This window comes from Ruminococcus sp. FC2018, from assembly GCF_000621805.1.
GTDB lineage: Bacteria > Bacillota > Clostridia > Oscillospirales > Ruminococcaceae > Hominimerdicola.
In genome coordinates this window covers 136,052-158,653 of sequence record NZ_JHXH01000005.1, presented here as the reverse complement: position 1 = coordinate 158,653, position 22,602 = coordinate 136,052, and the positions used below count along the sequence as shown (strand labels likewise).

General features: G+C 47.4%; 25 protein-coding genes. 22 read left to right on the top strand and 3 right to left on the bottom strand.

Annotated elements, in window-relative coordinates:
- The first annotated feature begins 220 nt into the window (after positions 1 to 220).
- From T494_RS0105155 to T494_RS12370, 3 genes are read left to right on the top strand one after another with little or no spacing between them, the layout of a single operon-like run.
- Complete coding sequence (locus tag T494_RS0105155; protein WP_028505375.1) at positions 221 to 814, top strand: cytidylate kinase-like family protein; 594 nt, start codon at positions 221 to 223, stop codon at positions 812 to 814.
- Entirely contained in the window at positions 815 to 1,321 is a 507-nt protein-coding gene (gene ybaK / locus T494_RS0105150; RefSeq protein ID WP_028505374.1) for a Cys-tRNA(Pro) deacylase, read from the top strand. It begins immediately after the preceding gene.
- Between the two features lie 36 nt (positions 1,322 to 1,357).
- Entirely contained in the window at positions 1,358 to 2,035 is a 678-nt protein-coding gene (locus tag T494_RS12370) for a peptidylprolyl isomerase (protein WP_051540109.1), read from the top strand.
- A 101-nt stretch (positions 2,036 to 2,136) separates the two neighbouring features.
- Here the strand turns inward: T494_RS12370 and T494_RS0105140 are convergent, their stop codons facing one another.
- Positions 2,137 to 2,538, bottom strand: coding sequence for a hypothetical protein (locus T494_RS0105140; RefSeq protein ID WP_028505373.1), 402 nt, complete (start codon positions 2,536 to 2,538; stop codon positions 2,137 to 2,139).
- 252 nt (positions 2,539 to 2,790) lie between these two features.
- Between T494_RS0105140 and T494_RS0105135 the strand changes: the two genes are divergently transcribed.
- The 4 genes from T494_RS0105135 to trxA are packed head-to-tail and all read left to right on the top strand — an operon-like array spanning position 2,791 to position 4,326.
- Positions 2,791 to 3,333, top strand: a complete 543-nt coding sequence (locus tag T494_RS0105135; RefSeq protein WP_028505372.1) for a glutathione peroxidase — start codon at positions 2,791 to 2,793, stop codon at positions 3,331 to 3,333.
- A 10-nt stretch (positions 3,334 to 3,343) separates the two neighbouring features.
- Positions 3,344 to 3,811 (top strand): MarR family transcriptional regulator, encoded by a 468-nt coding sequence (locus T494_RS0105130; protein WP_037344034.1) that lies wholly within the window; start codon positions 3,344 to 3,346, stop codon positions 3,809 to 3,811.
- Positions 3,795 to 3,995: a ferredoxin-thioredoxin reductase catalytic domain-containing protein gene (locus tag T494_RS0105125; protein ID WP_028505370.1), complete on the top strand. Its 201-nt coding sequence runs from the start codon at positions 3,795 to 3,797 to the stop codon at positions 3,993 to 3,995. The genes T494_RS0105130 and T494_RS0105125 overlap by 17 nt, the downstream gene beginning before the upstream one ends.
- Positions 3,996 to 4,014: 19 nt before the next feature.
- Positions 4,015 to 4,326, top strand: a complete 312-nt coding sequence (gene trxA, locus T494_RS0105120) for a thioredoxin (RefSeq protein WP_028505369.1) — start codon at positions 4,015 to 4,017, stop codon at positions 4,324 to 4,326.
- Positions 4,327 to 4,373: 47 nt separating this feature from the next.
- On the opposite strand, the gene T494_RS0105115 is transcribed toward trxA, so the two are convergent.
- Both T494_RS0105115 and T494_RS0105110 read right to left on the bottom strand, forming a co-directional pair.
- On the bottom strand, positions 4,374 to 5,990 hold the full coding sequence (locus T494_RS0105115; protein WP_028505368.1) for an ATP-binding cassette domain-containing protein: 1,617 nt from the start codon (positions 5,988 to 5,990) through the stop codon (positions 4,374 to 4,376).
- A 128-nt stretch (positions 5,991 to 6,118) separates the two neighbouring features.
- Positions 6,119 to 6,331: a helix-turn-helix transcriptional regulator gene (locus T494_RS0105110; RefSeq protein ID WP_028505367.1), complete on the bottom strand. Its 213-nt coding sequence runs from the start codon at positions 6,329 to 6,331 to the stop codon at positions 6,119 to 6,121.
- 262 nt (positions 6,332 to 6,593) lie between these two features.
- On the opposite strand from T494_RS0105110, the gene T494_RS0105105 reads away from it, so the two are divergent.
- The 15 genes from T494_RS0105105 (at position 6,594) to T494_RS0105030 (ending at position 22,561) form a co-directional block, all read left to right on the top strand.
- Complete coding sequence (locus T494_RS0105105; RefSeq protein ID WP_028505366.1) at positions 6,594 to 6,941, top strand: hypothetical protein; 348 nt, start codon at positions 6,594 to 6,596, stop codon at positions 6,939 to 6,941.
- 117 nt (positions 6,942 to 7,058) lie between these two features.
- Positions 7,059 to 8,495: an adenylosuccinate lyase gene (gene purB, locus T494_RS0105100; protein WP_028505365.1), complete on the top strand. Its 1,437-nt coding sequence runs from the start codon at positions 7,059 to 7,061 to the stop codon at positions 8,493 to 8,495.
- Complete coding sequence (locus T494_RS0105095; RefSeq protein ID WP_028505364.1) at positions 8,495 to 9,103, top strand: hypothetical protein; 609 nt, start codon at positions 8,495 to 8,497, stop codon at positions 9,101 to 9,103. Before purB ends, T494_RS0105095 begins: the two co-directional genes overlap by 1 nt.
- Before the next feature lie 144 nt (positions 9,104 to 9,247).
- Entirely contained in the window at positions 9,248 to 10,516 is a 1,269-nt protein-coding gene (locus tag T494_RS0105090; RefSeq protein ID WP_028505363.1) for an O-acetylhomoserine aminocarboxypropyltransferase/cysteine synthase family protein, read from the top strand.
- 305 nt (positions 10,517 to 10,821) lie between these two features.
- Entirely contained in the window at positions 10,822 to 11,454 is a 633-nt protein-coding gene (locus T494_RS0105085; RefSeq protein ID WP_028505362.1) for a cytidylate kinase-like family protein, read from the top strand.
- A 721-nt stretch (positions 11,455 to 12,175) separates the two neighbouring features.
- Positions 12,176 to 12,688, top strand: coding sequence for an NADH-quinone oxidoreductase subunit NuoE (nuoE, locus tag T494_RS0105075; RefSeq protein WP_028505360.1), 513 nt, complete (start codon positions 12,176 to 12,178; stop codon positions 12,686 to 12,688).
- Positions 12,688 to 14,580 (top strand): NADH-quinone oxidoreductase subunit NuoF, encoded by a 1,893-nt coding sequence (gene nuoF, locus T494_RS0105070; RefSeq protein ID WP_081777225.1) that lies wholly within the window; start codon positions 12,688 to 12,690, stop codon positions 14,578 to 14,580. The genes nuoE and nuoF overlap by 1 nt, the downstream gene beginning before the upstream one ends.
- A 22-nt stretch (positions 14,581 to 14,602) precedes the next feature.
- Positions 14,603 to 16,348 (top strand): NADH-dependent [FeFe] hydrogenase, group A6, encoded by a 1,746-nt coding sequence (locus T494_RS0105065; RefSeq protein ID WP_028505358.1) that lies wholly within the window; start codon positions 14,603 to 14,605, stop codon positions 16,346 to 16,348.
- 222 nt (positions 16,349 to 16,570) lie between these two features.
- The gene (locus T494_RS12365) at positions 16,571 to 17,335 is read left to right on the top strand and encodes a TIM44-like domain-containing protein (RefSeq protein ID WP_051540106.1); all 765 of its coding nucleotides are present in this window, start codon (positions 16,571 to 16,573) and stop codon (positions 17,333 to 17,335) included.
- A 14-nt stretch (positions 17,336 to 17,349) separates the two neighbouring features.
- Positions 17,350 to 18,669 (top strand): SPFH domain-containing protein, encoded by a 1,320-nt coding sequence (locus tag T494_RS0105055; RefSeq protein ID WP_028505357.1) that lies wholly within the window; start codon positions 17,350 to 17,352, stop codon positions 18,667 to 18,669.
- A gap of 73 nt (positions 18,670 to 18,742) precedes the next feature.
- Positions 18,743 to 19,816 (top strand): hypothetical protein, encoded by a 1,074-nt coding sequence (locus T494_RS0105050; protein WP_028505356.1) that lies wholly within the window; start codon positions 18,743 to 18,745, stop codon positions 19,814 to 19,816.
- On the top strand, positions 19,813 to 20,538 hold the full coding sequence (locus T494_RS0105045; protein ID WP_028505355.1) for a TPM domain-containing protein: 726 nt from the start codon (positions 19,813 to 19,815) through the stop codon (positions 20,536 to 20,538). The genes T494_RS0105050 and T494_RS0105045 overlap by 4 nt, the downstream gene beginning before the upstream one ends.
- A gap of 371 nt (positions 20,539 to 20,909) precedes the next feature.
- On the top strand, positions 20,910 to 21,158 hold the full coding sequence (locus T494_RS0105040) for a heavy metal-associated domain-containing protein (RefSeq protein WP_028505354.1): 249 nt from the start codon (positions 20,910 to 20,912) through the stop codon (positions 21,156 to 21,158).
- A gap of 22 nt (positions 21,159 to 21,180) precedes the next feature.
- The gene (locus T494_RS0105035; RefSeq protein ID WP_028505353.1) at positions 21,181 to 21,579 is read left to right on the top strand and encodes a metal-dependent transcriptional regulator; all 399 of its coding nucleotides are present in this window, start codon (positions 21,181 to 21,183) and stop codon (positions 21,577 to 21,579) included.
- Between the two features lie 199 nt (positions 21,580 to 21,778).
- Positions 21,779 to 22,561 carry a ZIP family metal transporter gene (locus T494_RS0105030; RefSeq protein ID WP_028505352.1) on the top strand — a complete coding sequence of 261 codons (783 nt, stop codon included), beginning with the start codon at positions 21,779 to 21,781 and terminating at the stop codon, positions 22,559 to 22,561.
- Positions 22,562 to 22,602: the final 41 nt, after the last annotated feature.

Here is a 22,602-nt window from a genome sequence, read left to right as displayed (position 1 = left end):
TTTTAGTTCGCATTTTGTTGTCTTTATCCTGTGGGCATACTCTCATATAGCTACAAAAATACACTATACATTATACAACAATGGCTCCTGATTGTCAATAATATTCCCAAAACTTTTAACATACTGTGCCATTCATTGACATATGATTCAAAAAGTATTATAATAGGTGTGTATTATAACATCGCCCGGTACAATCGCCCGGGGCAAAGGAGGTCATAAAATGGCAAAGATAAAGGTCGTCACCATAGGCAGAAGATTCTGTGCCGGAGGAAGCGATATCGGCAAGCTGGCGGCAGAAAAGCTGGGTGTAAAATGCTATGACAGAGAGCTTGTGGAGCAGGCTGCCGAAAAGGTTGGCGTGCCCATGACCGAAGTGGCAAAATACGAGGAAAGCATGATGAACTGGCTCAAAACCCCTATAAACATCTTCGGTCAGTCGGAGCTTACCCTTGCGGAGAAGATTTTTGCCGCAGAAGCCGAGATAATACTTGATATCTGCTCCAAAGAGCCTTGCGTTATCGTGGGAAGATGCGCCGACTACATCCTTAAAAACAAGGTCAAGACACTGAGCGTGTTCATTACCGCACCCCTTACCAAGCGTGTGCAGAACGCAACTGAAAATCACGGGATCGAGTATGAGGACGTTGAGGACAGACTTAAAAAGTACGACACAAAGCGTGCAAAGTATTATTCCTCCAATACCAATAAGGTCTGGGGCAGCATCGACAGCTACGATATATGCCTTGACAGCGGTAAACTGGGCTATGAGACCTGTGCGGACATAATCGCAAAGATAGTGGAGATGTCCGAGTAAATGGGTAAGGCAAAAAAAGATAAGGACATAAAGACAAATGCCATGCGTATTCTGGACAGCAAAGGGATAAACTATGAGGTGAACACCTATGAGTGTGACGAGTTTATCGACGGCATTCAGATCGCTCAAAAGCTGGGACAGGACTGCGCAAGCTCCTTCAAGACCCTTGTGACAAAGGGAAAAAGCGGGGGATATTTTGTTTTCGTTATCCCCGTGGACAAAGAGCTTGATATGAAAAAAGCCGCCAGGTCTGTGGGGGAAAAATCCGTGGAGATGCTCCATGTAAGGGATATAAATTCCGTCACAGGGTATATCAGAGGAGGGTGCTCCCCTCTTGGCATGAAAAAACTGTTCCCCACCGTGGTGGATCTGTCCGCACGTGAGCATGACAGAATAATCATAAGCGGAGGAAGGCTGGGCTCGCAGATACTTCTCTCCCCCTCCGACCTTGTCAATGCCTGCGGCGGCAGCTTTTCCAGCATTATTTATGAAAACAGCGATATCTGAAAATGGTATTGAACATACCGGGAAAGGAAAGTAATTATGAAATTAAGAAAACTTCTCTCTACCATTGTCAGCACTGCCTGCGCAGCAGTAATGGTGCTTTCAATGTCATCATGCGGACACAACAGCTCAAGCACTGCCGACAGCAGCAAAAGCTCATCTCAGGCTCAGGAAAGCAGTTCATCTGTGGGGCTGGATGAGAACAAGAGCTTTGTTATCACCCTTTACAGCGAGTATGCCCCCGTGACCTGCGAAAACTTTGAAAAGCTGGTCAAGGACGGATTCTACGACGGTACCGTGTTCCACAGAGTTATCGAAAACTTTATGGCTCAGGGCGGCGGCTTTGACCTGGACGGAAAACAAAAGCAAGCCTCAACTATCAACGGCGAGTTCTCCGCCAACGGTTTCAGCAAAAATACCATAAGCCATAAAAGAAGCGTTGTCTCAATGGCAAGAACAACCGATCCCAACAGTGCATCCAGCCAGTTCTTTATCTGCTATTCCGACAAAGATACCTTCCTCGACGGGAACTATGCTGCTTTCGGCATGGTGACAAAGGGTATGGAAGTGGTTGACGATTTCCTTAAAATAGAGCGTAAAACAGGCGACGACGGCGAAAAATCCGCCCCCATCACCCCTATCACTATCCTTAAAGCGGAAATGATCGGCGACGACAGCAGCGGTCACCACCAGGCAAAGTTCTACGTAAGTTTCTGAATAGAATAGGCAGCAAAACAGCTCCGCCGAGGATCGGTTCCCCGACGGAGCTTTATTTTTTACATTAAAGTATTTCCGGTTAGTGCGGCTTGTCTCCCTGCTTACAGCTCGATCTTTCCCACCTTCACCTCGCAGATCTCCTTGTCGTCAAAATACACCTTTACTGTGTCGTCCTCTTTCATTTCCGGGTGATTTTCATATACAAGATAGGAAACGGTGTCCTTGCTGTCAGCATCTATGGTTTCCTTTCCGCCCATGAACCGTATGATCTTATTGTCGTCCCCGTCCAGCTTCAAGGTGAATTTTCCCGCATCAAAAGAAACGCTTTCGTCTGAACTGTTTTTTACGTCAAACTTGAATGTGGCGTCGCTGCCACGAACAAGATCCACCTGTATATTGCTCACATCGACCCCGTCAAGCTCGTATTTTTCTTCACCGCAGCCCACAAAAAGCACAGCGCATATCATTATTAGCACAGAAAGTGCAAAACAGCGTTTCTTCATGCCTTTCCTCCTTGTCCGGGATATGTTTGTTATGGTGGCTTACGGTTGTTCTCCCCTGCCGCCGGATATCCCTCCGCCGTCCGCCTCCCGTAAGAGCCCAAGGGCAGCGGCAGATCTTACCCCAAAATCCTTAGGATAAGTATAACATAGCCTGCCCCGTTTTTCAAGAGAAATTTTTTAGAAAAGGGCTTGACAAATCAAATTATATTTGATACAATATAATTGTAAAAAATATAAAAAGGAGGGCTAAAAATGAACATTTATGATTATTATGTAACAGCACCGGACGGCACACAGGTATCCCTTTCGGATTTCAAGGGCAAGGTAATGCTCATAGTCAACACCGCAACCGGCTGTGGGTTCACACCACACTACAAGTCACTTGAAAAAATGTATGAACATCACCATGACAACGGCTTTGAGATAATCGATATCCCCTGCAATCAGTTTAAGGGGCAGGCTCCCGGTACAGACGAGGAGATACATCAGTTCTGCACACTTAAATACAACACCCGGTTCCCACAGATGAAAAAATCGGACGTTAACGGTCCGAATGCACTTCCATTGTACGGATATCTGAAGTCACAGCAGGGATTTGAGGGATTCGGAAGCGGTGTAAAGGCAATGGCTATGAAGGCTATGCTTAAAACAATAGATAAGGACTATAATAACAATCCGGAGATAAAATGGAACTTCACCAAGTTTGTTGTTGACAGACAGGGAAATGTTGTTAAGCGTTTTGAGCCTACTGTGAGCATGGACAAGGTCGAGGAGTATATTGCCGGGATAATGTGAGATGATAAGTATGACAAACAATGAATACCCTGCTTTGAGGCTGGAAAACCAGCTTTGCTTTCCGCTTTATGCCTGCGCAAGGCAGATAGTTAAGCAATACACCCCCTATCTCAAGCCTCTGGGGCTGACCTATACACAGTATATTCTGATGATGGTGCTGTGGGAGGGCGGCAGTCCCACCATGGGCGAATTAGGCAGGCGGCTGTTTCTTGACAGCGGAACGCTGACACCTATGCTTAAAAAGCTGGAAAAACAGGGGTATCTTAAACGCAAGCGTGAAAAGAAAGACGAGCGTGTGGTAAGGATAAGTCTGACTCAGCAGGGCTGGGATCTGCGGGAAGCGGTAAAGGATGTTCCCGCCTGTGTGGCACACTGTGTCAACCTGAGCATTGAGGAGCTGGAGTCTATTTACGGCATTCTTTACAAGATGCTTGGTCATTTTGAAGAAGGGAGCGATGAGGATGAGTATCCGACTTAATCAGGACAAGGAGACTGTTAAGGCAATAAAAGAGGGACTTGCAAAAAAGGGTGGATACTGCCCTTGCAGGCTGGAAAAGACCGAGGACACAAAGTGTATGTGCAAGGAGTTCAGAGATCAGATAGCAGACCCGAATTTTGAGGGCTTTTGCCACTGTATGCTTTATTACAAATCAAAGGATTAAAAGAAAGGCGGAATGAAAAATGGCAGTTATAAACCTGACTAATTTAAATTTTGAAGATGAGGTAATGCGCTCGGACAAGCCTGTGCTTATTGACTTTTTCGCAACATGGTGCGGACCATGCAGAATGGTATCGCCTCTGGTGGACGAGATCGCACAGGAGCGCAGCGACATCAAGGTATGCAAGGTGGATGTTGACGATCAGGGAGAGCTGGCATCCGAGTTCGGTGTGAGCAGTATTCCCATGCTGGTGGTGCTGAAGAATGGACAGATCTCCGCAAAGAGCGTGGGTGCTATGCCAAAGGAAGATATACTGGCACTTTTGGACAAGTAAAAAAAGAAAGTCATCACGGAAACTCTGTGATGACTTTTTTAGTAGTTTCACTCTATAAACGACTTCATGCCTCTTTCACGGCGAAAGTCAAGGAATTCTTCGTATGTTCCCATTCTGTCAAGACAGCCCTCGGGGGTTATCTCGATAACTCTGTTTGCCACTGTCTGGGCTATCTCATGGTCGTGGGTCGCAAATATGACAACGCCCTTAAAGTCGGACAGTCCGTTGTTTACGGCGGTTATAGACTCAAGGTCCAGGTGGTTGGTAGGTCGGTCAAGTATCAAAACATTTGACCCGAAAAGCATCATGCGTGAGAACATACACCTTACCTTTTCGCCTCCCGAGAGGACCTTGACGGGCTTATATATCTCGTCTCCGGAGAAAAGCATTTTGCCCAGGAAGCCACGCAGGTAGGTATCGGTTATTTCCGAGCGGGAATACTGACGCAGCCAGTCAACTATGGTGGTATCGTTGTCGTTGAAATAGCTTGAGTTGTCTATGGGGAAATATGACCTTGAGGTGGAAACGCCCCATTTTATCGTTCCCTCGTCCGGCTCTTCCTCCTCGGCAAGTATTTTGAACAGCATGGTTATCGCCTGCTCCGACTCGCCGATAAAAGCAACCTTATCGGTCCTTGAAAGTGTAAAGGACACGTTATTGAGCAGCTTTACACCGTCAACAGTCTTTGATATGCCGTTGACTTTCAGCACGTCCTTGCCCAGCTCCCTGTCCATTGTAAAGCCGATAAAGGGGTATTTTCTCGATGATGCCGGAAGCTCCTCAACGGTGAGCTTGTCAAGCAGCTTTCTTCTCGATGTCGCCTGCTTGGACTTTGACTTGTTCGCCGAGAACCTCTGGATAAATTCCTGCAGCTCCTTTATCTTTTCCTCGGTCTTTTTGTTCTGGTTGTTTATCATTCTCTGCATAAGCTGTGAGGACTCATACCAGAACTCGTAGTTTCCGACATACATCTTTATCTTTGTGTAGTCTATATCCACGATATGGGTGCAGACATTGTTGAGGAAGTGTCTGTCGTGGGATACCACAAGCACGGTGCCGAAATAGTCGGTGAGGAAATCCTCAAGCCAGCTTATGGCGTCAATATCAAGGTGGTTGGTAGGCTCGTCCAGCATTATTATATCAGGGTTGCCGAAAAGTGCCTGTGCAAGCAGGACCTTGACCTTCTCGTTACCGCTGAGGGTGGACATCCGGGAATAAAGTATTTCCTCGGGCAGACCCAAGCCCTGTACGAGCTTTGAGGCGTCGGCTTCCGCTTCCCAGCCGTTAAGCTCTGCAAACTCGCTTTCAAGCACGCCTGCACGCTCGCCGTCCTCCTCGGAAAAATCCTCCTTGGCATAAAGGGCATCCTTTTCCTGCATTATGTCATAAAGGCGCTTATTGCCCATTATCACCGTGTCCAGAACGGTATACTCGTCAAAGGCAAAGTGATCCTGACGCAGGACGGAAAGGCGGGTATCCTTTGGGATAATCACCTCTCCCGTGGTTGGCTCCAGCTCTCCGCAGAGGATACGCAAAAAGGTTGATTTGCCTGCACCGTTGGCACCGATGATGCCGTAGCAGTTATTCTCGGTAAATTTTAGGTCAACGTCCTTGAAAAGTGTCTGACCTGCAAACGAAAGACTTACGTTTGAGACTGTGATCATTTTTTACTCTCCTTTATATAGTACAGTGAACGGTTTATTATAACATTTCTGAACGTCCGTGTCAAATACAGACTGTAAACAAAGGATAAAATAAAACGGCATTTCGTACCTTGATGTGCAAAATGCCGTTATTTTTTCTTTTTTATATCCGTTCTGCCCAGAATATAATCGGTGGAAACGCCGTAGATGTCGGCAAGGATAAGCAGATGTTCAACGGGGATAGTCAGAGCTCCACGCTCGTAGCGGGAGTAGACGGTCTGGCTTGTAAAGAGCAGCTTTGCGACCTGCGCCTGGGTCATGTCTGCGTCCTCACGCAGGTCACGGAGCCTTGGAAAATACATAAAAATCACCCCACAAATTTGTAATATCTGCTAAAAAGGTTTTAGTACCTTTCGGTACTATTAACTTTAACATATTTTTGACGTATAATTGTGATTATAGTACTTATTGGTACTAAAAATATTTTTTGAGGAGCGTGTTCCTATGAAAAAGTTTCTATTATAAGTTCTTTGTGCCGTATTGCTGGCTATGTGTCTGACCGCCTGCGGAGACAGTTCAAGCACGGCAGACAGCGGCAGTTCAAGCGAACAGGACAATACCGAAATGCTTAAAACTGCAAACGAAAATGCAAAACTCGCATTCAACACGGCAGACAATTATATCTCGGACCTCGTTGTTGAAGCCCAACCCGTTGACCCTTTGGAATACACCGGACCTGTTGACAAACTACCTGATGACAATGCGGTCGGAAAGGAAGTCAAAGCTGCATTGAAAAAAGAAGGTATAGAAAACGGTTACATTTCCATTTCAATAGATAAAAATGGTCATGCAGATCCAAGTAATTACGCACAATGGTCAGAAACGGAAGACAGTTCTCTTGTCGGACAATATCCTGATCCGCCTAAAACAGTTGATAAGGCATTGGATATTACTCTCGGCAAAAAAGCATAACACATCAAAAGCAGCTCTCGGGCTGCTTTTTTGCTGTGTGTGCAAATTTGTCTTGCATTCTTTCTTATTATATGGTATAATAGTTTGTGTTTTTATTACTTTAAAGGAGAGATAACTATGACAAACAGCTACGAAAGCCCATTCTGCACACGATACGCAAGCAAGGAGATGCAGTTCGTATTCTCCGCAGACAAAAAATTCTCTACATGGAGACGGCTATGGGTGGCTCTTGCCCGTGCGGAGATGAAGCTCGGTCTGAACGTTACTCAGGCGCAGGTGGACGAGCTTGAGGCTCACCTGGACGATATCGACTACGAAAAGGCGGCTCAGTACGAAAAGAAATTCCGCCACGATGTTATGGCCCACGTTCACACCTACGGTGACGCCTGCCCGGGGGCAAAGGGCATTATCCACATGGGTGCCACCTCATGCTATGTTGGCGACAACACAGATGTCATAATCATGCGTGATGCTATGCGCATAGTTAAGAGAAAGCTTGTGAAGGTCATTGACCAGCTGGCAAAGTTCGCCGACAAATACAAGGCACTCCCCTGCCTGGCTTACACCCACCTCCAGCCTGCTCAGCTCACCACTGTGGGCAAGAGGGCAACGCTTTGGTGCAACGAGCTGATAATGGACCTTGAGGATCTTGATTTCCAGCTTGGCAGACTTAAACTTCTCGGTTCAAAGGGCACGACAGGCACGCAGGCATCTTTCATGGAGCTTTTCCACGGTGACACGGACAAGGTCAAGGAGCTGGAAAAACTCATTGCTGAGGAAATGGGCTTTGACGCTGTGGTACCCGTTTCGGGACAGACCTATTCAAGAAAGGTCGACTATGCTGTATGCTCTGCACTGGCAGGCATCGCTCAGAGCGCAATGAAGTTTGGCAACGACATCAGACTTTTACAGTCTTTCAAGGAGATAGAAGAGCCTTTTGAAAAGACCCAGATCGGTTCTTCAGCTATGGCTTACAAGAGAAACCCCATGCGTGACGAGCGTATATGCTCGCTGGCAAGATACGTGATGTGCGATGTGCTCAACCCTGCTTTCACCGCAGGAACACAGTGGTTCGAGAGAACTCTTGACGACTCGGCTAACAAGCGCATTTCGGTTGCAGAGGCTTTCCTTGGCGTTGACGCTATACTCAACATCATGCTCAACGTTACAGATCCCGAAAACGGATTGGTAGTATACGAAAAAATGATCCGCAAGCGTGTTATGGCAGAGCTGCCGTTCATGGCAACAGAGAACGTTATTATGGACGCCTGCGAAAAGGGCGGCGACAGACAAGAGCTCCACGAGCATATCAGAGAGCTTTCAATGATCGCAGGTGCTCATGTCAAGCAGGACGGTCTGGAAAACGATCTTGCCGATCTTATCGCTGCCGACCCCATATTCAAGGTCACCCGTGAGGAGCTTGACGCAATAATGAAACCTGAAAACTACATTGGCAGATGTCCTCAGCAGGTAGAGGAGTTTATCCAAAACTGTGTAAAGCCTGTTATCGAGGCGAACGGCGTTTCGGACGATGTGGCGGAGATAAATGTATAATGAATGCGACTGTCTACAAGAAATGTGCCGACGAGCTTTTCGCACGATTATTGACCGGGCTCAAGGGTTTTGACGGCAGTTTGCATCCCCAGTCATTTTTATGCTGTATCGGGGCTCTTTGCGGATACGCCTGTCAGCAGGATGTTATTAACGAATACGTAAAAGGCAAGGGGCTTGCGCCGGGCAGCGTGTTTGACATTATCCCATCCAAGTCCGGCGAAAAATATCTGTTCTCCGAGCTTGTGGATAATAAGCTTGCAGGCGATGACCACTCCCTGTGGACTTACGTCAGCGCAGTGCTGGTGAAAGCGCAGGCAAAGTCACCCGATATAGAGAACATCTTTGAGTACGCAGTCAAAAGCTGCGGCAGCGAGGATTTCGGCAAGGTCAGAAACTGCGAGACCGGTGAAACGATCACAGATTATGTAAAGCTGATGTGGCGTGCGGCGGAGGGGATAATTGATGAATGCCCTGTGGGGACAATGTACGCTGCTGTTGCAATGGCGGCTCAAAAGGCTATGAACGCTTTTCGCAGCGTTATCCCGCTCACCGAGCAGGCGAGAATCATAATGGAAAGTGCTGCACAGGCTGCTAAAATAAAGATATAGATACTGATAGCAGGTGTCGGAATGCTTGCATTTGGCATCTTAACTATAAAGAAGGTAAAGTCAAACAAGCAATCAGAATAACACTTCTGATAATATAAAAACAAATAATAAATGATATAAAATATCGAAAGGAACTGATGTAAAATGAAGATCGAAACACAATGTCTGCACGAGGGCTACAAGCCAAAGAACAGCGAACCGAGAGTTATGCCAATCGTTCAGTCAACGACCTATGTGTACGATAAGACCAGCGACGTAGCGGACGTTTTTGACGACCCTACCAAGAGCCTTATCTACTCACGTTTTGAGAACCCTACCACCGACTGCGTTGAAAAGAAGATTGCTGCTCTCGAAGGCGGTGTCGCTGCAATGTGTACTTCCAGCGGTCAGGCGGCTTCCCTGCTGAGCCTGCTCAACATTTTGCAGGCAGGCGACAGCTTTATCTCGGCTGCAACTATCTACGGCGGAACGATAAACCTTTTCGCTTACACCCTCAAAAAGCTGGGTATCGAGTGCATTTTCGTAGATGCAGACGCCAGCGAGGAGGAGCTCAACGCTGCTTTCAAGCCAAACACAAAGGCTGTATTCGGCGAGACGCTTGCTAACCCTGCGCTCACAGTGCTTGACATTGAAAAGTTCGCAAAGGTGGCTCACGCTAACGGTGTTCCTTTAATTATTGACAACACCTTCGCAACACCATACCTTTGCCGTCCTATCGAGTGGGGCGCAGACATCGTTGTCCACTCCACAACAAAATATATGGACGGTCACGCAGTACAGGGCGGCGGAGTTATCGTAGATTCGGGCAAGTTCGACTGGGCAAACGGCAAGTTTCCCGAGTTCACCGAGCCTGACGAGAGCTACCACGGCACCATCTACACAAAAGCTTATCCTTTCGCACCATACATTGTCAAGGCAAGAATGCAGTTGATGAGAGATTTCGGCTGCTATCCTGCTGCTCACTCCTCTTTCCTGCTCAACCTCGGTCTTGAGACACTTGCTGTGAGAATGGACAGATACTGCGAGAACGCACTCAAAGTTGCAAAATACTTTGAGAATTCGGGAATGTGCGAGAGCGTGAACTACCCAGGTCTTGAAAGCGACAAGTACTACGAGCTTGGCAAAAAGTATATGCCAAAGGGCACAAGCGGCGTAATCTCCATATCCATCAAGGGCGGCAGAGATGCAGCTGTTAAGTTTATGGACGCTCTGGAGCTTGCTTCTAACGAGGTTCACGTGGCAGACATCCGTACCTGCGTGCTCCACCCTGCTTCCGCTACTCACCGCCAGCTCACCGACGAGCAGCTTGTAGCGGCAGGCATTGACGGCGGTCTGGTAAGATTCTCGGTAGGTCTTGAAAATGTTGACGACATTATCGCTGACATCGAAAAAGGCTTTGCGGCTATCAGATAACCGTATATCATAATCGTACACCACATAACCGATGCTTTGCTCTGCGCAGGCATCGGTTTTTTTTGCACGTACCAGCCAAACAGGATACCGGCAAGCATTACCACAATGCGCTTGGGCGAACGGGTGAAATTGGCATTTTACACAATACAATCCACAATATATTGCGTGCTATTGTCAAAGTATACAAATCGAACGGCGCAAATTTGTGAAACAATTTTCTCACAAAATCTATACAAAGCCTTTAAAATGTGGTATACTGAACTTACGGTAAGATTTATCCCGCCGTGGAAAGGAGTGCTTGTTTTATGAATTCCGTTATTACTATCAGCCGTGAGTTTGGCAGCGGCGGACGTGAAATAGGCAAAAAGCTTTCCGAAAGGCTGGGTATACCCTTCTACGATAAGGAGCTTCTGGAGCTCGCTTCAAAGGAAAGCGGAATTTGCCGTGAGCTTTTTGACAGAAATGATGAGGCTTACACAAACAGTTTCCTCTATTCTCTGGTAATGGGCAGCTACCCTGTTGGCTCGGACGGAAGAATAAGCCCAGAAATGCCTATGAACCAAAAGATATTTCTTGCACAGTTCGAGACTATAAAACACATTGCTCAGCAAGGACCGTGCGTTATCGTTGGTCGCTGCGCAGATTATGTTCTCAAGGGAGAAAAGAATGTTGTGAACTTCTTTATTACAGGCAATACAGCCGAGAAGAAGCGCAGGATCCTTGAGAGATACGACATAGAAAAGAACAAGGTGGAGGACTTTATCAAAAAGACCGACAAGCGCCGTGCTTCGTATTACAACTACTACACAGACATGAAGTGGGGCGAGGCAAGGAATTTCGATCTTTGCATTAACACCTCCAGGACAGGTATCGACGGTGCAGTTGAGCTTATGAAGTCGTATATCGACATCAAAGAAGCTGCCGCTAAAAAAGACTAATTCCATTTTTAATTCATTTTACTTTCCTTACTACGAGACAGGTCGGGTTAACAGCCGGCCTGTTTTCGTGTTTTACAGAACTTTTCTCCTTCGGCGGACAGGTTATATGAAGTGCAAAAAGCGGTTTAGAAATTCTAAACTTTCATTAGAAAACAACGTAGATACGTTGGTTTTGCTGTTAGCGCCGGACAACACCGGGGATATTGAAGTTTTGAAAACAAAACGTTTTTGGGAAAATCAGGCGAGTTTCGTTTTTTTGGTGGAAACGGACCATTTTCGGGCAAAAAATATATGTAAAATTACCCCAAAATGCTCCCTTTGATTTATGAAATACGTAGAATTTAAAAAACCTACAAAAAAGGTATGCAGAATTGTTTTGCGAAAATTTCGGAAATATGATTAGTTTTGTTTAGGTAACTAAACTTGAAACGAAGGAACACAGTCATTTTTATTGTTTGATTCGCACAATGTTTCGGCTGTTTTATGCACGCATCTCACAAATATTTAACTGAAAATTAACGCCGAGCGAAAACCGGTTTTCGATTCCATCCGAAAGCCTCAGGAAGACTCAAAAAACAGCAATTTGCTTGAATTTTCACGTATTTTGTTGTATAATCAAGTTGTGGCACAATGGGTATGTAATGCTCTGTTGCGCCCGTATTTTATGCGTTTGCTATTTTTTATTATCAGCTATGGCAAAATTTATTGAGGAGGTTATATTATGTCAGAAAAAACCCTGAACGAATTTAAGGGTACTGCTGAGCAGGAAGCTGCTCTCAAGGACGTGATCGCTAAGCATCACGACCAGCCGGGCGGACTGATGCCTGTACTTCAGGAAGCACAGGGCATCTACGGCTATCTTCCCTTGGAGGTACAGCAAATGGTCGCTGACGGACTGGGTATTTCCCTTTCCGAAGTGTACGGCGTTGCTACCTTCTATTCTCAGTTCTCCCTTACACCAAAGGGCAAGCATCAGATCAGCGTTTGCCTGGGAACTGCCTGCTATGTTAAAGGCTCGGACAAGATCCTTGAGGCTGTTGAAAATCAGCTGGGCATCAAGAGCGGTGAATGCACTCCCGACGGTCTTTTCTCCATCGATTCATGCAGATGCGTAGGCGCTTGCGGACTTGCACCGGTCATGACTATCGGTGAGGAAGTTTACGGAAAGCTTGTTCCCGATCAGGTTAAGAAAATACTTGATTCATACCGCAACGAGGGAGGTGCAGCTGAATAATGACCATCAATGAACTTAATCAGATAAGAGAATCCAAATCCGACCTTATCAAGGTCAGACGTATTATCGCTTCAGAGGCTGAAAAGCTGGCTGAAAAGACCGGCTACCGCAAGCAGGTGCTTGTGTGCGGCGGTACAGGCTGCCAGTCATCAGGAAGTAAAAAAGTGCTTGCTGCTCTTGAGGACGAGCTCAAGCAGCAGGGCATCGAAAACGAGATACTCGTTGTAAGAACAGGCTGCTTCGGTCTTTGTTCACTGGGTCCTATCATGATCGTTTATCCTGAGGGCGTTTTCTATGCGCAGGCTACTCCCGAGGGCGTAAGAAGAGTTGTTAAGGAGCATCTCAAGGAAGGCAACATCTGCAAGGATCTGCTTTACCAGGAGACTATCCACGAGGACGGCTCTATCATCTCTCTTGCAGAGACTAACTTCTATAAGAAACAAAGACGTATCGCTCTGCGTAACTGCGGCGTTATTGACCCTGAAAACATCGAAGAGTACATAGGAACTCACGGATATGAGGCTCTGTACAAGGTCCTCACCTCCATGTCTCAGGACGACGTTATCAAGGAAGTCCTTGATTCCGGCATCAGAGGCAGAGGCGGTGCAGGCTTCCCGACAGGTAAGAAATGGATGTTCGCAAAGGCTTCACAGAACGATATAAAGTATGTTGCTTGTAACGCCGACGAGGGCGACCCGGGCGCATTCATGGACAGATCTATCCTTGAGGGTGACCCGCACGCTATAATCGAGGCTATGGCTATTGCAGCTTACGCTATCGGCGCTCATCAGGGCTTTGTTTACGTTCGTGCAGAGTACCCTGTTGCCGTTCACAGACTTTCAGTAGCTCTGCAGCAGGCAAGAGAAAGAGGTCTGCTGGGCAAGGACATCTTCGGCACAGGCTTTGATTTCGACATCGAGATCAGACTTGGCGCAGGCGCATTCGTTTGCGGTGAGGAAACAGCTCTTATGACTTCAATCGAAGGTCACAGAGGCGAGCCTCGTCCACGTCCTCCGTTCCCTGCTGTCAAGGGACTTTTCGGCAAGCCAACCGTTCTTAACAACGTTGAGACTCTTGCCAACATCGCTCAGATCATCCGCAAGGGTGCTGCATGGTACGCTTCTATGGGTACCGAAACATCCAAGGGCACAAAGGTATTCGCTCTGGGCGGAAAGATCACCAACGTAGGTCTTGTTGAGGTACCTATGGGTACTACACTGCGTGAGGTAGTTGAAGAAATAGGCGGCGGTATCCCTAACGGAAAGAAGTTCAAGGCTGCTCAGACAGGCGGTCCTTCCGGCGGATGTATCCCTGCTAAGTATATAGACACTCCTATCGACTATGAACACCTGGTAGCTCTGGGCTCTATGATGGGCTCCGGCGGACTTATCGTTATGGACGAGGACACCTGTATGGTGGATATCTCCAAGTTCTACCTCGAGTTCACCGTTGACGAGTCCTGCGGTAAGTGTACTCCTTGCCGTGTGGGCACAAAGAGACTTCTCCAGATCCTTGAAAAGATCACCTCCGGCAAGGGCACCATGGAGGATATCGACAAGCTGGAAGAGCTTGCTACTCACATGAAGAGCTCCTCTCTGTGCGCTCTGGGTCAGTCTGCTCCGAACCCTGTTCTTTCTACACTCAAGTCCTTCAGAGATGAGTATGAAGCTCATATCAAGGATAAGAAGTGCCCTGCAGGCGTTTGCAAGAGCCTGCTGAGCTACGAGATCGTTGCCGATAAGTGCAAGGGCTGTACCCTTTGTGCAAGGAACTGTCCTGTTAAGGCTATTAACGGTACAGTTAAGCAGCCTCACGTTATCGACCAATCCAAGTGCATCAAGTGCGGCGTATGTATGTCCAACTGTAAGTTTGATGCGATCATAAAGAAGTAAGGTAGAGGAGGGTAAGTAACTAATGGAAAATCAGATGATTCATGTAAAAATAAACGGCATCCCCGTTGAGGTACCCGAAGGCTCTACTATCCTGGACGCTGCAAAGGCTGCAAATGTAGAGATACCTACACTTTGCTACCTCAAGGATGTTAACTGCATAGGCGCTTGCCGTATCTGCGTTGTTGAAGCAACAGGCGCAAGAGGACTGGTGGCTGCTTGTACTCACCCTGTATCAGAGGGTATGGAGGTACAGACCAACACTCCTAAGGTAAGAGCTTCAAGAAAGACAACTGTTGAACTGCTGCTTTCCAACCACAAGAAAAAGTGTCTTTCATGTATCAGAAACAATCACTGCGAGCTGCAGAAGCTTGCTATAGACTATCAGGTGGACGAGGACAGATTCTCAGGCGAGGGCGATCCCGAGTATGAGCTTGACACCTCTTCACCATATCTCATCAGAGATAACAACAAGTGCGTTAAGTGCATGAGATGTATCGCTGCTTGTAAGGACGTTCAGAGCGTTTCCGTTATCGGTAAGATCGAAAGAGGATTCAAGGTACACGTTGACTGTGCTTTCGACAAGAACCTTATGGAGTCCCCATGCGTTGGCTGCGGACAGTGTATCGTAGCTTGCCCTGTTGGCGCTCTGCGTGAAAAGAGCAACGAGGACGCTGTATGGAACGCACTGGCTGATCCTGAGAAGAAGGTTGTATTCTTCACAGCTCCTGCTGTAAGAGCTACTCTGGGTGAAGCTTTCAATATGCCTATGGGCACAAACGTTGAGGGCAAAATGGCTGCTGCTATCAGAAGACTGGGTGCAGACGGCGTATTCGACATGAACGTTACTGCCGACCTTACCATCATGGAGGAGGCTAACGAGCTTATCGAGCGCATCAAGGGCGGAAAGACCCTGCCGATGTTCACATCATGCTGCCCGGGCTGGGTGAAATTCTGTGAGCATTATTACCCTGATTTCCTGGATCACATTTCTACATGTAAGTCGCCTCAGCAGATGTTCGGCGCAGTTCTCAAGAGCTACTACTGCGAGAAGAACGGCATCGATCCTAAGAACCTGTTTGTTGTCAGCGTTATCCCTTGTACCGCAAAGAAGTTTGAGGTCACAAGAGAAGAACAGAGAACTCAGGAATTCGACGATGTTGATGTTGCTCTCACCACACGTGAGCTGGGCAGAATGATCCAGTCCGCAGGTATCGACTTCGTAAACCTTCAGGACGAGAAGTTCGACCAGCCTTTCGAGACCGCAACAGGCGCAGGCGTTATCTTCGGCGCAACAGGCGGTGTTATGGAGGCTGCTCTCAGAACCGCAGCTGCTACTCTTGACGGCACCTGCAAGGCTGTTGAGTTCAAGGAAGTCCGTGGCACACAGGGTATCAAGGAAGCTACCTATAAGGTTGGCGGAGTTGAGCTGAATGTGGCTGTTGCTTCCGGTCTTGCTAACGCAAGAAAGATCGTTGACCAGATCATCAGCGGCGAGAAGAATTACCACTTCGTTGAGGTAATGGCTTGTCCCGGCGGTTGTATCAACGGCGGCGGTCAGCCTGTTACAAGCGACAGTGTCCGCAACTATGTTGACTACAAATCCATCAGAGCTTCCGCTCTTTACAACTCCGACGAGGCTAACCAGCTGAGAAGGTCTCACGAGAGCCCTGTTATGAAGCTGCTGTATGACGAGTACTTTGAGGCTCCGGGCAAGGAGAAGGCTCACAAGCTGCTGCATACAACTTATGTTAAGAGAGGTCACCACTGATCTTAAACAGAACATGACTTTAAGCCGTCCGTTTTACGGGCGGCTTTTTGTGTTTAATAAACAACTCTCTTTTTTTAGTAATTGTGACAAATTAAATGAATTTTTTTGAACATACACTTGACTTTATAGCGAAAATAAGTATAATTATCATTAGTGACGTGTATATTTTCGTGAAAGATATATGAGCGCCTTTGACAGGCGTTTTTGGGGAGAAACAAAAAAGTGAAGATTTTAGGTTATATATTCCTGGGATTGATAGGCATTATACTTCTGACCGCAATCATCATCTTCTTTTACGTCAGAAGAGGACTAAAAAAAGTCGCCCGTGAAATGTACGGTACCGACAGTATCATAGATGCCCTCAATCAGAGCAATAAAACTCTGGAGGATACCCATAAATCCGTAAATTCAATGACAAAGATATATCTGCCGCAGATAATGAGGGACTTCCCCGAGTTTAACTATGAGCAGTTCAAAAATAAGGCTGAGCACGCTCTGCTTTCCGCTTTCGCTGCACTGTCCTCAGACGACATGAGTGTGGTGACGGACGCAAGCGACGATATGCGAAGCAAGATCAGATCCCTGGTGGAGATGAATCAGGCTAACGACTACGACGAGGACTACTCGGACTGTATCATTCACCAGACGGACATCACTCAGTATACCAAACGAGCAGGTATATGCAAGATAACCTTGCAGAGCGCTCTTGAGTATTACCATACGGTCAAAAGAAGATCCGACGGAAAGGTGGTCCAGGGTGACCCCAACAGAAAAGCTCAGGAAAAATACAACGTTGAGTTTATCTACGTCCAGGATAAGACCAAAATGGAAAAGATCGGTCACGGAAATGACTCCATCGGAAGTCATTGTCCCAACTGCGGCGCACCGGTAACGGTGCTGGGCGCAAAGCATTGCGAATACTGCGGTTCTGCACTTTTGCAGATAAATGTACTTGTTTGGTCAATCAATAACTTTACTAAAGTATAGAGGAGGAATAAGTTATGGGACTTATTAAAGCACTTGCCGGAGCAGTCGGCGGCGGATTGGCAGATACCTGGCTTGAAGTCATCGAGCCTGCCAACATGGGCGAGCACACTGTCTGCACACCGGGTGTGTTCGTAAGAAAGGGAGAGAGATCTTCCAACACTAAGGGTACACGTGATACCGTTTCAAACGGATCTATCATCCACGTTTACGATAACCAGGCTATGCTGCTGGTTGACGGCGGTAAGATGGTAGGTTACACCGATGAGCCGGGCTATTATAAGGTGGATAACTCATCTCTGCCTTCTATTTTCGGCGGCGGTATCGGCGCATCTATCAAGGAAACTTTCGCCCGTTTTAAATACGGCGGAACAGAGCCTACTTCCCAGAAGGTCTTTTTCATCAACCTTCAGGAGATCAAGGGCAACAGATTCGGCACAAGAAACCCTGTAAACTACTTTGATACTTTCTATAATGCAGAGCTTGAGATCAGAGCTAACGGTACATATTCTATCAAGATCGTTGACCCGATCCTGTTCTATCAGAACGTTGTTCCGAGAAATCAGTCTCAGGTGGAGTTTGACTCGATCAGCGAGCAGTTCCTCGACGAGTTCCTGGAGGCTTTCGGCTCCGCTCTCAACCAGATGTCTGCTGACGGCGAGAGAATTTCTTTCGTAAGAAGCAAGGCTGTTGAGCTGGGTAAATACATGAGCAACATTCTTGATGAAGAGTGGACTCAGAACCGTGGTATGATAATCCAAAGAGCAGCTGTGGGCGATATGTCTTACAGCGAGGAGTCCAAGAAGCTGCTTAATATGCGTAACCAGGGTGCTATGCTCCAGGATGCTACCGTTCGTGAGGGCTACCTCCAGGGCGCTATCGCTCGTGGCTTTGAGGCAGCAGGATCTAACGAGAACGGCGCTATGAACGCATTTATGGGCATGGGCATGGCAGGAAATATGGCAGGCGGTCTTGCAGGCGGCTTCAGCCAGAACAACGCTATGCAGATGCAGCAGCAACAGCAGATGCAGCAACAGCAGATGCAGCAGCAGCAGGCTCAGGCTGCACAGCAGGCTCAGGCAGCAGGCTGGACTTGTCCGGAATGTAACCAGGGCGGCAACACCGGCAACTTCTGCTCAGGCTGCGGCAAGCCAAAGCCGGCTCCACAGGCTGACGGCTGGACTTGTCCGGAGTGCGGTCAGGCAGGTAACAAGGGTAACTTCTGCTCAGGCTGCGGCAAGCCAAAGCCAGCTGCTGACAACGGCAAGTGGACCTGCTCATGCGGACAGGAAAACGACGGTAAGTTCTGCTCTAACTGCGGAAATCCAAAACCATAAGCAAAAATAAATTGATATTTCCCCTGCCAAAAACAGGGGAAATATTTTGATTAAACATCAAGGGGTAATAAATATGCCTGTACTGGAATATAAATGTCCTAATTGCGGCGGCGGTCTTGAGCTTAATCCTGTGAACCAGAAAATGAAATGTCCTTTCTGTCTCAGTGAGTTTGAACAGGCAGAGATAGAAAAGATCTTTGCAGAGCAGGAACAGGCTAAATTCAACACCGACGGCGCAGAGGAAGAAGAAAAAGCAAGAAAAGATGCTGAATTCAGCGGCTCTACCAATATTTACAGGTGCCAGAGCTGCGGTGCCGAGATCATGGCGGACGACACTACCGCCGCTACTTTCTGCCTTTACTGCCACAACCCGGTGGTTCTTTCGGCAAGATGCTCGGGCGAACTGCGTCCAAGCAGACTCGTTCCGTTTATGACCACCAAGGAACAGGCAATATCAAACTATCAGGCGTGGTGCGGTAAAAAGTGGTTCGTTCCCAAAGACTTCAAGGCTATTACCACCGCAGAAAAGATCAGCGGTGTGTATATCCCGTTCTGGCTGGCTGACTGCTCGGTGGACGGAATGGTCCATGCAGAGGGTAAGAAAATAAGGACCTGGACCAGTGGTAATTACAGATACACCGAAACAAGAATATATGATGTTGCCCGTAAGGCAAAAGGTATGTTCAGAGGTATTCCTGCCGACGGTTCAAGCAAGGCTGAGGACGGTCTTATGGACGCATTGGAGCCTTTTGACTACTCCCAGCTCAAGGAGTTCTCAATGAACTATCTGTCAGGCTTCCTGGCAGAAAAATACGACGTTGACAGAAAGGATGTTTTCCCCAGGATCAAAGCAAGGGTAGACGAAAACACCGAGGCTGTTATACGCAATACCATGCACTATGATTCGGTCAGGGTGCTGGAAAAGAATATTGTTATCGAAAAGACTGACTGGGAATATGTTATGATGCCTGTATGGTTCATGACGTACAAGTATCTTGACCAGAACTACTACTTTGCCATGAACGGCGAGACAGGAAAGGTCACAGGTATTCTGCCTCTGGCTAAGGGCAAGCTGTTCTGGGTAAGCTTCCTGGTGGGAATGATAGGATTCATTCTGGGTATCATAGGAGGTGGTCTCTTCTTATGATAAAGCTTTTCAAAAAACTGTCGGCAGTTATTTGCGCAGGTGCTATCGCCTGCTCGATGCTGGCGTTCAACACATTCGCAGAAACTAAAAGATGCCTTGTGAACGACAACGCCATAAGCTCTTCCGATGCCTCGGAAATAGAGGATATTCTCAACAAGGCTTCTGACAAGCAAGGCATTGAGTTCATGGCTTTGTATATCAACGACAGCTCTATGTCAGATTCGCAGGTCTCTGCAATAGCTCGTTCCTATGTCAACAAGTTTACAGACGGCGCAGTTATGATAAATAACGCCGGCACAAGATACACCTACGTTGCGTTCTCCGGAAAGGCAAAATCAAAGATAACCGATAAGGAGACCAGCAAGATCGTTGACAACTACGTAAACAAGAAATTCAAAAACAGCGATAATGTCGGCGCAGCGGAGGCTTTCACAAAGGGTGTTAAAAGGTATATGTCGCTTCTTAACATCTCCCCTTTGGTGATCGCAATAGGTGTGGGATGTTTCCTCGTATTCTTCCTTATAACCTATTTCAGTGTGAGGGCAAAATACAAGTTCCACGAAAAGCCTAACACAGGCGCTTACCTGGAAGGCGGAGATCTCAACTACGAGGTCATGGAGGACGTTTTTGTATCGGAACACACCTCAAGGACTTCTATCAGTTCCTCTTCTTCCGGAGGCGGCGGAGGCGGTCACTCCGGCGGCGGAGGAGGTCACTATTAAAGCATATTTCAAGGGCATCTCACGGCGGGATGCCCACTACCCGGCGAGGGCAGCATAATTTCTCTGCTTAACAAAAAAGGCTACGAAGTTAAAAGGCTTGAATAATATCAACTATATCCCGGAGACACTTTACTGTTTCCGGGGTTTTTTCACTTCCCTGCACAGCAGGCATTTTGTAAAGTTGCACAGACTGTCGGTTAGTTGCATCTAACTAATTGTGCACCCTTACAATTTGCTTTTTACAGGCGGTGTTTTGTCTTGACAAATCGGCTCAGAGGGAGTATTATTGTTATAGAGTTAGATTAGACTAACCGATAAATTGACAGGGATCATGTCACAGGCGGCAGGAGTCCCTCACGGAGAAAACAACTATGTATAAGACCACTTTGAACATAAGCGGAATGATGTGCTCCATGTGCGAGGCACACATAAACGATGCAATAAGAAAAAGTTTCGATGTAAAGAAGGTAAGTTCATCCCACAAAAATGGCATCACCGAGATAATTTCCCAAGAGCAGTTACCCCAGGATAAACTTCAGGCAGTCATTGCCGAAACGGGATATGAGCTTGGGGATATAAACTCTGAGACCTACCACAAGAAAGGATTGTTCGGCAGATAACAGCTGTCAAGACAAAAAAACTATGGACAACTACGGCAAAGCAAGCGAATCGGCAGACGATTATTTAAAGACAATATTCATTCTCTCCCAGGACAACTCCCAGCCTGTGCGTGTGACTGACATTGCACGGCTTATGGGCTACACCAAGGCGAGTGTGAGCAGAGCGGTACGGAATCTGCTTTTTGAGGGTAAGATCAGTCTTACACCTAACAAACGGGTCGTACTTACTCCTGACGGTCTATCCGAGGCAAAGGGCATTTACGAGAAAAACAGGTTTTTCAGAAACATTCTTGTTGATGCGGGAGTGGACGAAAAAACGGCTGATGACGAAGCCTGCAAAATGGAACACGCACTATGTGTGGACAGCTTTGAAAAACTGAAAAGACATCTGGGCGGCGCCGTGCAGGAGCCTTGTGATTGAGCAAGGCATTAAAAGACAACAACGGGTTTTCATTTTTTGACGACCTCTCCATAGCTGAGTAATACGAAGCAGGGCGCATCTGCTTCGTATTTCTTTCAATAAGGGGCTAACGCCCCGTCATTCAGGCATGACCGCTGCCTAAGAGGCGGAGGTCACGGGTCGTGGTTATAACTTTGAAATGCACAAAGGAAGTGAGCGTATGAGGCATGAACTTCTGGTCGGACTGCTGCTCCCATTTTTAGGGACCGCACTTGGCTCGGGCTGTGTGCTTTTCATGAAGCGGCAGCTGGGCAAGGGCGTACAGCGTGCTCTCACAGGGTTTGCATCAGGCGTTATGGTCGCCGCTTCCATCTGGAGTCTGATAATCCCGGCAATAGAACAATCAAGCGACAAAGGCAAGCTTTCTTTTCTGCCTGCTGTGATAGGATTCTGGTGCGGGATACTGTTTCTGCTTTTGCTCGACAGCGTTATCCCCCATTTACATATGGATGCAGAAAAAGCTGAGGGTCCGCCCTCAAAGCTTACACGCACCACAATGATGGTGCTGGCGGTGACGCTGCACAACATACCCGAGGGAATGGCTGTGGGAATAGTGTACGCCGGCTTTCTTTCAGGCTCAGCTGAGGTCACTTCAGGCGGAGCATTTGCTCTGGCTCTGGGCATAGCTATACAGAACTTCCCCGAGGGTGCAATAATCTCAATGCCCCTTTATGCCAACGGAAAAAGCAAAGCCAGGGCGTTTGCAGAGGGTGTGCTGTCAGGTGCGGTTGAACCAGTCGGTGCAATTCTAACCGTGATCTTCGCAGGGTTGTTTCTCCCTGCTATGCCATACCTTATGAGCTTCGCCGCAGGAGCTATGCTGTATGTGGTGGTGGAAGAGCTTATCCCGGAAATGTCACAGGGGGAACACTCAAACACCGGTGTACTCATGTTTTCCGCAGGGTTTACCCTTATGATGACTCTTGATGTGGCGCTTTCCTGAAACACACTGCAATAAAACGGAAAACAGCTATTTAAGAAGCA

Coding starts and splice junctions, on each gene's coding strand:
- T494_RS0105135 (WP_028505372.1), top strand. CDS start 2,791: ATGAACATTTATGATTATTATGTAACAGCACCGGACGGCACACAGGTA.
- nuoF (WP_081777225.1), top strand. CDS start 12,688: ATGACCATCAATGAACTTAATCAGATAAGAGAATCCAAATCCGACCTT.
- T494_RS0105155 (WP_028505375.1), top strand. CDS start 221: ATGGCAAAGATAAAGGTCGTCACCATAGGCAGAAGATTCTGTGCCGGA.
- T494_RS0105040 (WP_028505354.1), top strand. CDS start 20,910: ATGTATAAGACCACTTTGAACATAAGCGGAATGATGTGCTCCATGTGC.
- purB (WP_028505365.1), top strand. CDS start 7,059: ATGACAAACAGCTACGAAAGCCCATTCTGCACACGATACGCAAGCAAG.
- T494_RS0105130 (WP_037344034.1), top strand. CDS start 3,344: ATGACAAACAATGAATACCCTGCTTTGAGGCTGGAAAACCAGCTTTGC.
- T494_RS0105065 (WP_028505358.1), top strand. CDS start 14,603: ATGGAAAATCAGATGATTCATGTAAAAATAAACGGCATCCCCGTTGAG.
- T494_RS0105095 (WP_028505364.1), top strand. CDS start 8,495: ATGAATGCGACTGTCTACAAGAAATGTGCCGACGAGCTTTTCGCACGA.
- nuoE (WP_028505360.1), top strand. CDS start 12,176: ATGTCAGAAAAAACCCTGAACGAATTTAAGGGTACTGCTGAGCAGGAA.
- T494_RS0105045 (WP_028505355.1), top strand. CDS start 19,813: ATGATAAAGCTTTTCAAAAAACTGTCGGCAGTTATTTGCGCAGGTGCT.
- T494_RS0105140 (WP_028505373.1), bottom strand. CDS start 2,538: ATGAAGAAACGCTGTTTTGCACTTTCTGTGCTAATAATGATATGCGCT.
- T494_RS0105115 (WP_028505368.1), bottom strand. CDS start 5,990: ATGATCACAGTCTCAAACGTAAGTCTTTCGTTTGCAGGTCAGACACTT.
- T494_RS0105050 (WP_028505356.1), top strand. CDS start 18,743: ATGCCTGTACTGGAATATAAATGTCCTAATTGCGGCGGCGGTCTTGAG.
- T494_RS0105055 (WP_028505357.1), top strand. CDS start 17,350: ATGGGACTTATTAAAGCACTTGCCGGAGCAGTCGGCGGCGGATTGGCA.
- T494_RS0105125 (WP_028505370.1), top strand. CDS start 3,795: ATGAGTATCCGACTTAATCAGGACAAGGAGACTGTTAAGGCAATAAAA.
- T494_RS0105030 (WP_028505352.1), top strand. CDS start 21,779: ATGAGGCATGAACTTCTGGTCGGACTGCTGCTCCCATTTTTAGGGACC.
- T494_RS0105090 (WP_028505363.1), top strand. CDS start 9,248: ATGAAGATCGAAACACAATGTCTGCACGAGGGCTACAAGCCAAAGAAC.
- ybaK (WP_028505374.1), top strand. CDS start 815: ATGGGTAAGGCAAAAAAAGATAAGGACATAAAGACAAATGCCATGCGT.
- T494_RS0105110 (WP_028505367.1), bottom strand. CDS start 6,331: ATGTATTTTCCAAGGCTCCGTGACCTGCGTGAGGACGCAGACATGACC.
- trxA (WP_028505369.1), top strand. CDS start 4,015: ATGGCAGTTATAAACCTGACTAATTTAAATTTTGAAGATGAGGTAATG.
- T494_RS0105085 (WP_028505362.1), top strand. CDS start 10,822: ATGAATTCCGTTATTACTATCAGCCGTGAGTTTGGCAGCGGCGGACGT.
- T494_RS12370 (WP_051540109.1), top strand. CDS start 1,358: ATGAAATTAAGAAAACTTCTCTCTACCATTGTCAGCACTGCCTGCGCA.
- T494_RS0105105 (WP_028505366.1), top strand. CDS start 6,594: ATGCTTAAAACTGCAAACGAAAATGCAAAACTCGCATTCAACACGGCA.
- T494_RS0105035 (WP_028505353.1), top strand. CDS start 21,181: ATGGACAACTACGGCAAAGCAAGCGAATCGGCAGACGATTATTTAAAG.